Source organism: Lelliottia sp. 7254-16 (genome assembly GCF_002922995.1).
GTDB lineage: Bacteria > Pseudomonadota > Gammaproteobacteria > Enterobacterales > Enterobacteriaceae > Enterobacter > Enterobacter jeotgali.
Genome location: NZ_PQVS01000002.1, coordinates 154,028 through 166,707, shown reverse-complemented (window position 1 = coordinate 166,707; position 12,680 = coordinate 154,028). Strand labels below are relative to the sequence as shown.

The following is a 12,680-nucleotide window of genomic DNA, read 5'->3' as shown; positions in this document are numbered from 1 at the left end:
TGTCGGTCCGGAAAAACCACTCGCCATGATATTTATTTTCTGACTCTATGACACTAACGACAATATTGACGAGCGCAAAAAGACTACACTCCTGACCTGCTTTATTAATCACATCAATATATTTTATTAATCAATGAAAAGGACATCATTGAATGAGCAACGTTATCTATTTAACGCTGATGGGAGAGCGTCAGGGGGAAATATCCTCTGGCTGTGGAACAGAAAAATCGATCGGCAACCGCTTTCAGTATCGACATGAAAACGAAATCCTTGTTTATCAGCTCTCATCCAGCAGTGTCAGTACCACAGATGGTGTGCATCACCAGGGACTGAGCTTCACCAAGCCGGTCGACAAAAGCTCACCGCTTCTGATGGCGGCGATAAATGAAAATGAAAAGCTGCGGCTGAGCTTTGATTATTACCGTACTAACCGGTTTGGCAGCCAGGAAAAGTATTTTCATATTGAACTGCGCGGCGCGTCGATTCAGGCTATATCGAGTTCGGTAACGAAGGATATGTTGGATACTGAAAGTATCAGCGTGAGTTATGATTATATTCGCAGTAAACATCTCATTGCGAATACCGAGTTCAGCGATCTGGTGTTGCCGGAAAAGTATAATGAAATATTCCCTCCGTCTGAACAAAAGCAGCCTGAAAAACGGAATATCACCCTGACCCTCGGGGTGTTTTTTGATGGAACCGGCAATAATGCTGTCAACACGCAAAATATGCTCGCCGCCTGTACCGCCGCGCACTTCGACCTCTCCGACCCTGATGCTGAGAGCATTCTGGCGCGTACGGCTCAGGAACAGATGGGCATCTCCGGGACCGGGGCGATCAGCTATACCGGCGGGTACACCAATATTCACTGGTTAAATACGTTGTACAAAACGGATCTGCCCATTGATTCAGGGCAGGCGCAGGCGGCCATTTACGTTGAGGGGATCGGTACCGAGGCGGGAAAACCGGACAGCATGATTGGGCTGAGTTTTGGGGTGGCAGATACTGGAGTGATTGCGAAGACGGATCTGGCGGTGAAGCAGATTGCGGGAGCGATTAAAAAGTTCTTTGATGATATCAGGGAGTTTGTATCAGTTCCTTCCCTGAAAGTGACTGAGTTTAGATTCGATATCTTCGGTTTTAGTCGCGGTGCGGCGGCGGCACGCCACTTTGCCAACCGCATTCAGATGGAAGATCGGGACATTATCAATGCCATCCGCCAGGGATTGAATAACGTCGAATACGCGGGTGCTCCGGCAGGAAAAACTCGCTTTATCGGTATTTTTGATACCGTCGCCGCCATCGGCACACCGCAAAACGGACTTAATCCGCACACGGCTAACACCGGTGACGTCAATATCGTGCTACGTCCCGGCGTGGCAGAGAAAGTATTTCACATCACGGCGCAGCACGAGTGCCGTTTTAACTTCGCTTTGAACAGCGTGCAGCCCGCCTGGCCGGAGCTCGCTCTGCCCGGAGCGCATTCCGATATCGGCGGTGGCTACCTGCCTGTGATGCGGGAAAATCTCTATCTGACGCATCCGGAAGTGGAAACCGTGCCGCTGGATACACCGCTGACGGATACACGAGCATACCGGCATGCCATGGAGCAGCTACCGATTCTGAAACTTTCTGCGGTATTGGCACCGTTAATCCGCACCTATGACATTACGGCTGACGTCTGGGAGGACACAAGGATGCCAGCCCATCCGAGAGAAGGGATGCAGAAACGTGCGTTTGCGGCTCTGGTCATGAAAAAGCGCATCGTGAAGAACGACTGGTCTAAGGTGGTACTGCGAGTGATGATCGATGCAGCGCAGGATGCTGGGGTGGTGTTTAAGGAAATTCAAAAAAATGATGCCCTAAATCTCAGCCCAGATCTTTTAAAACTATGTGAAAAATCGATATTAATGGGGCAAGCATGTCGTTCTGGGAAAATTCCGTCAGAATTTAATCAGCAAGAAACTGATTGTATTGCTAAAAACCTTATCCACTGCTCGGCAAACTGGAACAGCATTATTTTTGATAGAACCCAAAAGCCCTACGGTGGAGCCTCAATGTCTGAGACCCTTGGTTTTGTAAACAGGCCAGATGAAAACTGGCAAAGGACAATCTACAACATGGATGGAATTCAAAAATGAGTTATGGAAAACAGTCCCTATTTGCTTTGGTACTTGCTTTATTCGGGTGCCAATCCGGCAAGTCCATAACACCAGAAGAAACGGGTAAGATGCCCTATGGACTAATTGAATTTACGTTTTTCACTCCGAAGGCTTTGCCCGCTGATGTTACTTATGTTGGTATCATCGATGACAAAAAAATCCTTTACTCATTCAGGAGTCTGGATAGTATTCAGGACAATTGGGCGACAGTTAACACATGGAATAATAAAGTCAGACGACATGCACAGTTCAATAAAATCCGGCACCCTCCGGTGACAATGCTGTTTTGTTGGGACTCTGTCATTGATAAAAAAACCTACGAAACGCATGTGACTTTTCCCGAATCCGTCAGGCAAAAGATGAGTGTTTCAACAGGGTTAGACGATTATGGTGAAATGGCCTGGTTTAATACTTTACTGTTTGGCTTAGCTCCTGAAGGTAAAGTAAAGGTTTGGCTACAGAACACTGCCAGCGGCAATGGTAGCAGTCCGGTAGAACCGGAAAAAATAATCACATTATCCGGCGATAGACTGGATGGTTGTAAAGGGATAACTCAACATTCGCAGGGTTACGAATATACCAAAGAGACAGAAGAATTTATTAAAGGCAAAACCTACCCCTACGGCGATTGGTAAATTAACCCGCTCTTACTGCGGATACAAAGAATGATCGCCAACACAGCAAAAGCATTCCCACAAACACCACATCAAAACGCCCGCGACTTTCGCGGGCGCACAGAATCACTCGCTCAGTGCATTCGCCATATCGGTTTTGATCTGCTTACGCTGCTCCGGCGTGAGCACCTGGCTGACGTCGAAGTAGTATTTCACGCGATAGTAGCGCGCTTGTTCTTCTACTCTGCTAAAAGCGGACAGCTGGTTTTTCACTACGCTTTCGTTCCATTTGCCGGACTGGAACATATCAATCAGCGCACCATCTTTCACGCCGGTCATCGGGATTTTGCTGACGTTATCTTCCAGTTTCTGGTGCAGATCTTCAATTTTCTTCACCTGATCGGTACTGAGTTTAAGATGCTGCACGAGAGGATCTTGCGACGGGGACGGTGCGGCCTCAACGTTTGCCGCCTGCGCGGTAAAACTAAAACCAGCGAGCGTTGCTGCGAGCAGAGCAATTCGGGTCATTTTCATCATCTTACTGTCCTTAAAGAGTTGTAGGGGAAGCAGGTGCATTGTTTTTCAAGACTGGATGAAGATGTGTGATCAATTATATAAACAAATTTGTATGTGCAGCGGGCAAAAAAAAGCCCCCTTCATGGAAGGGGGCGTATTCACAGGTGTTGGCTTAAATGGACTGGGTGAAAGTTCGTGAAATCACGTCCTGCTGCTGTTCACGCGTCAGGGCGTTGAAGCGCACTGCATAGCCTGAAACGCGGATTGTCAGGTTCGGATAATTCTCTGGATGTTCAATGGCATCCATCAGCATTTCCCGGTTCATAACGTTGACGTTCAGGTGTTGCCCGCCTTCGATGGCCGCTTCATGGTGGAAATATCCGTCCAGCAGACCGACCAGGTTAGTTTTACGTACCCCTTCGTCTTTGCCCAGCGCCTGCGGCACAATTGAGAAGGTGTAAGAAATCCCGTCTTTGGCGTAGGTGAACGGCAATTTCGCGACAGACGTTAACGAGGCCACCGCACCTTTGCGATCGCGCCCATGCATCGGGTTCGCCCCCGGCGCAAATGGCGTGCCGCCACGACGTCCATCCGGTGTGTTACCCGTTTTCTGGCCGTACACCACGTTCGAGGTGATGGTCAGAATCGACTGCGTCGGCACAGCGTTGCGATAGGTCGGCAGCGCCTGAATTTTCTTCATAAAGCGCTCAACCAAATCGCAGGCGATGCTGTCCACCCGATCGTCATTGTTGCCGTACTGCGGATACTCCCCTTCTATCACGAAGTCGACCGCCAGGCCGGTGTGGTCGCGCACCGGTTTCACGGTAGCGTACTTGATTGCCGCCAGGGAATCCGCCGCCACCGACAGGCCCGCGATCCCGCACGCCATCGTGCGATGCACGTCGCGGTCGTGCAGGGCCATTAGCGAGGCTTCATAGCTGTATTTATCGTGCATGAAGTGGATCAGGTTCAGGGCGCTGATGTACTGCACCGCCAGCCAGTCCATAAAGTGATCCAGGCTCGCCATCACGGTGTCGTAATCCAGCACATCGTCGAGCAGCGGCTCAGTTTTCGGTCCGACCTGGATTTTCAGCTTCTCATCCACCCCGCCATTGATTGCGTACAGCAGCGTTTTGGCGAGGTTGGCGCGCGCACCGAAGAACTGCATCTGCTTGCCGATCACCATCGGGCTGACGCAGCAGGCGATGGCGTAATCATCGCTGTCGAAATCGGCACGCATCAGATCGTCATTCTCGTACTGCAACGAGGAAGTAGCGATCGACATCTGCGCGGCATATTTTTTGAAAGCAATCGGCAGCTGTTCGGACCACAGGATCGTCAGGTTCGGCTCCGGCGCAGGCCCCATCGTGTTGAGCGTGTGCAGATAGCGGAACGAAGATTTGCTGACCAGCGTACGGCCATCTAATCCCATCCCGCCGATCACTTCCGTGGCCCAAATCGGATCGCCTGAGAACAGGGTGTCGAATTCCGGTGTACGCAGGAAGCGCACCATGCGGATCTTCATGATGAAGTGGTCGATCAACTCCTGCGCCTGCTGCTCGTTCAGGCGTCCGGCCTTCATGTCGCGTTCGATGTAAATATCAAGGAAGGTCGCCGTGCGGCCCAGGGACATCGCCCCGCCGTTCTGTGATTTCACCGCCGCCAGATAGGCAAAGTACAGCCACTGCACCGCCTCCTGGGCGTTCATCGCCGGGCGCGAAATATCACAGCCATATTTCGCCGCCATCTCCTGGATTTGCAGCAACGCGCGGCGGTGCTCGGATAACTCTTCACGCAGGCGAATGGTCGCCTCCAGATCTTCTCCGCGCTCCATTCTCGGCTGCAGATCGGCAAACTGCAGCTCGCGTTCACGCACCAGATAGCTGATGCCGTACAGCGCCACGCGGCGATAGTCGCCGATAATGCGCCCGCGCCCGTAACCGTCCGGCAGGCCAGTAAGCACGCCGGATTTACGACAGCGCATCATCTCCGGTGAATAGACGTCAAACACACCCTGGTTGTGAGTTTTGCGCAGATGGGTGAACAGATACTCAAACTGCGGGTCCATCTCGCGGCCATAGGCTTCAAACGAGCTGCGGATCATGTTGATTCCGCCGTACGGATGCAGGGCGCGTTTCAGCGGCTTGTCTGTTTGCAGGCCGACAATCGTTTCCAGCGCTTTCTCGATATAGCCCGGTCCGTGGGCAGTAATGGTGGTGGCGACGTTAGTGTCGAAATCGACCGGAGCGTGAGTCGAGTTTTCGTGACGAATGCCCTCCATTACCTTCTGCCACAGCGCCGTGGTGGCAGGCGTCGCGGGCGCTAAAAAGTGCTCGTCGCCCTCATACGGCGTGTAGTTTTGCTGGATAAAATCCCGCACATTAATACTGTCTTGCCATTCGTTACCGCAAAAGCCGGCCCACGCGTCGCTGTAGGGAGCGACACGAATATCGATATTAACCTTCATGATTTTCTCTCTGTATCAGGCGATTTCCGCAGCCAGATGGACCTTTCCAAGACGGAGGGCATCCAGTGCGATCATTTTTTCTTCGTTGGTTGGGATCACGGCGCAGGGCACGCGGGACGTGTCAGCGGAGATGATGCGCTCACCCGCGCTACCTGGCTGGGCGTTTTTCTGCTCATCAAGCCGGATGCCAAATACCTGCAGGCGGTCGGCCACCAGCTGGCGAATCAGTTTTGAGTTTTCTCCAATGCCGCCCGTAAAGACCACGCCGTCCAGACGGTGCAGGGACGCGGCATGACCGGCGATGTGACGGGCTATGCGATGGACGAAGGTCTCAATCGCAAGGCGGGCGCGCTCGTGTCCGTCGTGCCAGGCTTTTTCAAGAGTGCGTAAATCAGACGAGAGGCCGGAAAGCCCGAGCAAGCCTGATTCTTTGTTGACGACGCGCTCAAGATCCTCGAACGTCTGCCCGGTCTGCTGGGCAATCCAGGACATGGCGCCAAAATCAACATCGCCACAGCGCGTGCCCATCACCAGCCCTTCCAGCGGCGTCATGCCCATCGAGGTATCCACGCTGTGTCCGTTGCGGACCGCGCAAATCGACGCCCCGTTACCGAGGTGCGCAATCACCAACCCGCTGTCCGCTTCGGGAATGTTCAGCAAGGACCGGGCCTGCTGAGAAACATAGCGGTGGGAGGTGCCGTGGAACCCGTAACGACGCACGCCCAGTTCTTCAAAGAAGCGATACGGCAGGCCGTAGAGATAGGCCTGTGGCGCGAGCGTCTGGTGGAAACTGGTATCAAACACCGCCACCTGCTGCACGCCTGGGAACAGCTGCTGCGCGGCTTCCACGCCGCTGAGGTTAGCGTAGTTGTGCAACGGAGCCAGGGGGGAAACCTGACGGATTTGGTCGATAACCTCATCGGTGATCAGGGTGGACTCGCTGAACAGGCTGCCACCGTGAGCGATACGGTGGCCAATTAAGGCCACGCTGCTCATCAAATCGCGCTTTTCCAGCTCCAGGGCGATGGCAGCCAGCGCCCCTTCGTAGTCCTTGCGAGCCAGTTTGACTGGCTCGCTCCCGTTCACGGATATAAAGGCACTTTCGGTGTTCACTCCATCTGCGATACCGGTCATCAGCGCATCACAACTCGCTGCATCCAGTACCGAAAACTTCACAGAGGACGATCCACAGTTAATGACCAATACAACCGGAAATTCATTCATGTCTTTACTCCGCTCATCCTGAGCTTTGAATCAGAAAAGTTTGTAAACGATATTCAGAATGGTCAGCAGGCCAATCGCGGTAACGAAGATGTTCTCGGTTCTGCCTTTGTATTTCGCCAGTGCTGGCGTTTTGCGGATGGCATACATCGGCAGCAGGCACAGCAGGGAGGCGATAATCGGTGCGCCCATCGCTTCAATGAGATCCAGAATGTTCGGGTTGGCGTACGCCACGACCCAGGTGGAGCCCATGATGAAGATCATGCTGATGGTGTTGAGTTTGCCGACGGAAACTTTCTTCTTATCGCCTTTGTAACCAAACTTCAGCACCAGGCCGTTCAGCCCTTCCAGCGTACCGAGATAATGTCCGAAGAAGGATTTGAAGATGGCAACCAGGGCGATGATCGATGCGCCGTATTCCAGCACAGTAGCGAATGTCGATTTGGTGCCTGACAGCGAAGCAAAGTGGTTGGCCAGGTAAGACAGCACGGGAATGTTCTGTGCTTTGGCTTCCGCCATGTTCTGCGGAGAGAGCGTGAACAGGCAGCTAAAGGCGAAGAACATCACTACCGCCACCATCAGCATGCTGGCGCGACCGATGATTTTGGAACATTTCTGCTCGGTGAACTCTTTGCCGAATTCGCCTTCGTACTCTTCACGTTTTGACACCACAAACGAAGAGACAATTGGCGAGAAGTTGAAGGAGAAGACCATGATGGAAATCCCAAGCCAGACGGTAACCAGAATGCCATCGTGTCCGGTAAAGGAGATATCACTCAGGTTGACCTGGTCGATCACCGCCGAGTTCCAGTAAGGGATCAGCGACAGGGAGATCAGGATCAGGCTGGCAATGAACGGGAACACCAGGAAGCTCATCACTTTCACCATCAGGTCTTTACCAAACCAGATAACGAAGGCCATCAGCAGCAGCAGGAACAGGGCGACAAAGCCACGGTTCAGCGCAGGCAACTGGAGTTGGTTTTCCCAGAAGGTCATAAAAGTGTTCGTAATGGTAACGCCGTAAATCCACAGCAGCGGGCAGATGGCGAAGAAGTAGAGGAAGGTGATGACCACGCCGCCGGTCTTACCAAAATGCTCTTCGACCGTTTCGGTAATATTACCGGATGGGTTGCTGCCAGACAGACACAGACGTGCCAGCGCGCGGTGGCAATAGAAGGCTATCGGGTATGCCAGAAGCAGCATCAGCAGGATCGGAATCAGGCCGCCAAAACCGGCGCGGATCGGGAAGAACAGCACGCCTGCACCGATTGCGGTACCGAACAGCCCCAGTGTCCAGGTGGTATCTGATTTTCGCCAGGAGGACGTTTTTGTCTGACTGGCAATAATAGTTTCAGAGTTGCTCATAATTTATCCTTATTTATGCGTCAACGAGGCCGGTAATTTGGGAAACGCGGGAAAGGTCAATATTACCACCGGAAATGATACTTACCGTTTTACGACCCTGAATATAATGGTCCAGTTTGCCGCTTAATAATGCAGCAGTTGCCAGCGCGCCAGCCCCTTCTGTTACCACTTTATTGCGTTGAATCAGCGCGACCATACTGTTACGAATATCGTCTTCGCTGACCAGCACGATGTCATCGACTAATTCACGCACAATCTGGAAGGTTAAATTACCAGGACGAGAAACATCGCAACCGTCGGCTAATGTCCCGGTGGTACGGTGATTCATTATTTCCCCGGCGTGGTATGACGCCGCCATACCGTGAACGTTTTCTGACTGAACGCCGATAATATTAATGGTTGGGTTAATGGATTTAATTGCAGTCGCAATACCCGCGATTAAACCACCGCCGCCGATAGGGACAATCACGTTATCGACATCATATAAGTCTTCCAGAATTTCCAGACCAATGGTTCCCTGTCCGGCAATGACTTTCACATCGTCATACGGTGGGATAAAGATGCGGCCTTCCAGCTCAACGATTTCGCTCACTTTGGCGATGGTGTCGTTAAAGTTCTCGCCGTGCAGCACAACTTCGGCGGAGTAATCACGCGTGGCAGCCACTTTCGATTTAGGCGCGCCCATCGGCATCACCACTTTACCGTCGATGCCCAGCATCGCACAGGAGAGTGAAACGCCCTGAGCGTGGTTGCCCGCAGAGCACGCGACGACACCTTTGCGGCGTTCGGCTTCGGTTAATGAACTTAATTTATTGAACGCACCGCGAATTTTAAACGAACCCGTGCGTTGCATATTTTCAAACTTGAGGAAAATTTCGCCTTTGCAGCGTTCACTCAGATAATTAGAACGCGGCATACCTGTTTTATAAATTTTACCAGCCAGTCGTTTGCGGGCATCTTGTATTTCTTCAATCGTTACCGGAAGATCGTAAGTAATGTGCATATAATCCTCTTTATAATAATTAATTTTCTATAGACAAAATCTGGGTGTCAGCGAAGTATATTTTCGCCGGGTGTTTTTAAAATTAAATACTTAATTCATTATTCAGTAATTGTAAGCTGTTTTCGCCTTTCACTATTTTGAGCGGAATATTGCTTCGCCAACTCCACTAATACCGAAGCGGATTTTTTAATACGATAATTTTTTGACCAGACTGCGGCATAACGTGCAATAGGTAATTCATCTTCTACGGGCAACACCACAAACTGATCTGAACCGAACGGCGTAATCATGTCTCTTGGGATCACGGTAAGATAATCAGCGTTGAGAACCAGGTTATAGATGGTGACGACGGAATCGGTTTGGACGATGTTTTCGATGCTGATGTGGTTATTCTGGAGGGTGGTTAATAATTCTTTGTAGTAGCCCATATCCGTTTGCGGCATCACCCACTGCTCGTGCGTGAGTGATGCCAGTGTCGTCGTTCCCGTGCTCGTTCGTGTTTTGCTGGCTACCAGTACAAACTCAGACTCAAACAGTGGCTCAACGTGCAGATCCTGGAGCAGCATCTCATCGCTCAGTGTACCGATGGCAAAGTCCAGCCGTCCGTCACGGATAGCCGGGAGGAACGAAGAGAGCTGTGCTTCAAACATCGAAACTCGCGCTTTCGGGAACACTTCCTTGAACTTTTTGATCATGCTGGAGAGGAACGTAAAACCAATCAGCGACGGATAACCGAACGAGACGTCAATGACGGTGCTGAAGCTCAGGTTGTTCATCTCACTGACCATATTCTTCATTTCGCGCGTGATGGATTCGGAGTAGGCGAGGAGCGTTTGCCCCGCGCTGGTCAGCTTCACGCCGGTGTTTTTACGCACAATCAGTTCGACGCCAAAGTAGGATTCGATATCGTTGATGATTTTGCTAACGGCTGGCTGAGTCAGACCAAGTTGTCGGGCGGCAGAACCAATAGATCCACTTTTAATGACTTCCTGAAATACAACCAGATGTTGTGTTTTCGGTAGAATAATAGTGTTCATTATATTCTGCTCTTATTTCCATATCCCGTGACAGAATTCTACCCATTATTGATGACGAGGGTATGTGCTGTTACTCACAGATTGCTTTTTCGTATTTTCCAGATAGCAACAAAAAGCCACTTTTATCATTATAAATCATACCGATAGCATTTCTTCAATCAATGATTCGCCTGATATTGATCAACAAAAGACAGAGAGATAAATTAATTTTATGGCGATAACCACGATCTATTTATGGCAATAAACCAGAATGAATAAAGGTGATATTTCAGGCAATTAAAGGTGAATAATTAGGCGTTATTAGAGTTAAACATTTTTGTATATTATCAAATAAGTTAATAAATACTGGTCAACATCTGAAAAAGCGTCGAAGGCATCACACATTCATAGGGCAAATGTATTGAACGGAAAGATTTCGTTAATCTATGAGCTATAAATGAATTACAACTCAACAGCATTTATAACATCAACTCAACACTGAAAAATGGACCGTTTTTAGCGCGTAATTTTGTGAATGGGATCGCTTATGTTGGTAAAAAATCACCATCCCCGCCAGAAACAGTGAAATGTGCTATCAGTCGCAAAAATGAGAATTGGTTTGATTTGGCGGGAGCCTTCCCCCCTCACCCCAGCCCTCTCCCTCAAGGGAGAGGGGGCCGTCTGTGCAAATATTCAGGCCCCTAAAAGCAAAAACCCCGCCGAAGCGGGGTTTTCTGAATGGTTGAAGCTGACCGATAAGCCGGGTTCTGTCGTGGACAGTCATTCATCTAGGCCAGCAATCGCTCACTGGCTCAAGCAGCCTACCCGGGTTCAGTACGGGCCGTACCTGGTGAACCCCTATTTGGCCTTGCTCCGGGTGGAGTTTACCGTGCCACGGACTGTTGCCAGCCGCGCGGTGCGCTCTTACCGCACCCTTTCACCCTTACCTGATCCCGCTTGCGCGGGCCATCGGCGGTTTGCTCTCTGTTGCACTGGTCGTGGGTTTCCCCCCCAGGCGTTACCTGGCACCCTGCCCTATGGAGCCCGGACTTTCCTCCCCTCCGCCCGTCTCCCCCGAAAGGGACGACGACGAAGCGGCGACTGTCTGGTCAGCTTCGGCGCGAAGTATAGAGGGTTTGAGGGCTGCTGTCACCCTTGCGTGCGCATCCCCACCTGCAAAGTCGCCGCAATGTTGCGCGATGAGCGATAAATATTGTCAAATGCCCCGCGGAAGGCTTCTTCCAGCGAGCCAATGCTGTTCAGCACGCTGAACACCGCGTCGATACCGTACTGATGCACCACGCCGACATCGCTGGTTAAACTGCCCGCAATACCGATCACCGGTTTGTGATATTTTTTGGCGACACTCGCCACGCCAACCGGCACTTTGCCATGAATACTCTGGCTGTCGAGCCGCCCTTCTCCTGTCAGCACCAGAGTGCAATCGTGGATATGTTCTTCGAGGTTCAGCGCCTGGGTAACAATCTCAATCCCGCTGCGCAGCTCTGCGCCGAGAAATGCCATCAGCGCAGCCCCCATTCCCCCAGCCGCGCCAGAACCCGGTGCGTTTTTCACGTCAATCGACAGGGATTTTTTTATCACATCCGCGAAGTGGCTGAGATTGCGATCAAGCTCGACGATTTTTGCTTCATCGGCCCCTTTTTGCGGACCAAAAATGCGCGACGCGCCCTGCTCACCAATCAGTGGATTGGTCACGTCGCAGGCCACGCGAATAGTGCAGCCCTTCAGTCGCGGGTCCAGCCCGGAAACGTCGATCCGGTTCAACGCCATCAAACTGCCGCCACCGTAGCCAATCTCTTTGCCGTTGGCATCGCACAGCTTCGCACCCAGCGCCTGAACCATGCCAGCCCCGCCATCGTTAGTCGCGCTGCCGCCGATACCGATAATAATGTTGCGTGCGCCTTTATCCAGCGCATCCAGAATCAGCTCGCCCGTGCCGCGAGAGGTGGTTATCAGCGGATTGCGTTTTGCCGACGGAACCAGCGCCAGACCGCTGGCGGCGGCCATTTCGATAATCGCAGTCGCGCCATCGCCGGACATTCCCCAGCAGGCATTCACTTTCTCGCCCAGTGGACCGGTGACAACGGCGTGGTGCTCCGTTCCCTGAGTGGCGGCAATCATCGCATCGACCGTGCCTTCTCCACCGTCAGCGACGGGCACCGAGACATATTGAGCATCCGGAAATATTTCCCGAAATCCTTTTTCTATCGCCTGAGCTACCTCGGAAGCAGACAGGCTTTCTTTATAAGAGTCAGGGGCGATTACAATTTTCATAGTGGTAGCCTGTTACTGCAC

At 51.7% G+C, this 12,680-nt stretch carries 9 protein-coding genes and 1 other RNA gene; 2 read left to right on the top strand and 8 right to left on the bottom strand.

Annotation, left to right across the window (positions count from 1 at the left end; genetic code table 11):
* Window positions 1-152 precede the first annotated feature (152 nt).
* Together tssD and C3708_RS03605 are read left to right on the top strand one after the other, a co-directional pair.
* Window positions 153-2,141 carry a type VI secretion system tube protein TssD gene (gene tssD, locus C3708_RS03610; protein ID WP_103948862.1) on the top strand — a complete coding sequence of 663 codons (1,989 nt, stop codon included), beginning with the start codon at window positions 153-155 and terminating at the stop codon, window positions 2,139-2,141.
* On the top strand, window positions 2,138-2,797 hold the full coding sequence (locus tag C3708_RS03605; protein ID WP_103948861.1) for a DUF2931 family protein: 660 nt from the start codon (window positions 2,138-2,140) through the stop codon (window positions 2,795-2,797). The genes tssD and C3708_RS03605 overlap by 4 nt, the downstream gene beginning before the upstream one ends.
* Window positions 2,798-2,902: 105 nt before the next feature.
* Here C3708_RS03605 and C3708_RS03600 read toward each other — a convergent pair whose 3' ends face one another.
* The 8 genes from C3708_RS03600 to garK all read right to left on the bottom strand — a co-directional run bounded on the left by C3708_RS03600 (window position 2,903) and on the right by garK (window position 12,659).
* Window positions 2,903-3,313: a Spy/CpxP family protein refolding chaperone gene (locus tag C3708_RS03600; protein WP_103948860.1), complete on the bottom strand. Its 411-nt coding sequence runs from the start codon at window positions 3,311-3,313 to the stop codon at window positions 2,903-2,905.
* Window positions 3,314-3,464: 151 nt separating this feature from the next.
* A complete protein-coding gene (gene pflB / locus C3708_RS03595) occupies window positions 3,465-5,759 on the bottom strand; it encodes a formate C-acetyltransferase (RefSeq protein WP_103948859.1) in 2,295 nt (764 codons plus the stop codon).
* 15 nt (window positions 5,760-5,774) lie between these two features.
* On the bottom strand, window positions 5,775-6,983 hold the full coding sequence (gene tdcD / locus C3708_RS03590; protein WP_095283513.1) for a propionate kinase: 1,209 nt from the start codon (window positions 6,981-6,983) through the stop codon (window positions 5,775-5,777).
* A gap of 30 nt (window positions 6,984-7,013) precedes the next feature.
* Window positions 7,014-8,345: a threonine/serine transporter TdcC gene (gene tdcC / locus C3708_RS03585; protein WP_095283514.1), complete on the bottom strand. Its 1,332-nt coding sequence runs from the start codon at window positions 8,343-8,345 to the stop codon at window positions 7,014-7,016.
* A 13-nt stretch (window positions 8,346-8,358) separates the two neighbouring features.
* Window positions 8,359-9,348 (bottom strand): bifunctional threonine ammonia-lyase/L-serine ammonia-lyase TdcB, encoded by a 990-nt coding sequence (tdcB, locus tag C3708_RS03580; protein ID WP_095283515.1) that lies wholly within the window; start codon window positions 9,346-9,348, stop codon window positions 8,359-8,361.
* A gap of 98 nt (window positions 9,349-9,446) precedes the next feature.
* Window positions 9,447-10,385 carry a transcriptional regulator TdcA gene (gene tdcA / locus C3708_RS03575; RefSeq protein ID WP_095283516.1) on the bottom strand — a complete coding sequence of 313 codons (939 nt, stop codon included), beginning with the start codon at window positions 10,383-10,385 and terminating at the stop codon, window positions 9,447-9,449.
* Window positions 10,386-11,104: 719 nt separating this feature from the next.
* Window positions 11,105-11,481, bottom strand: an RNA gene (rnpB, locus tag C3708_RS03570) — RNase P RNA component class A.
* 32 nt (window positions 11,482-11,513) lie between these two features.
* The gene (gene garK, locus C3708_RS03565; RefSeq protein WP_095283518.1) at window positions 11,514-12,659 is read right to left on the bottom strand and encodes a glycerate 2-kinase; all 1,146 of its coding nucleotides are present in this window, start codon (window positions 12,657-12,659) and stop codon (window positions 11,514-11,516) included.
* Between the last annotated feature and the right edge of the window lie 21 nt (window positions 12,660-12,680).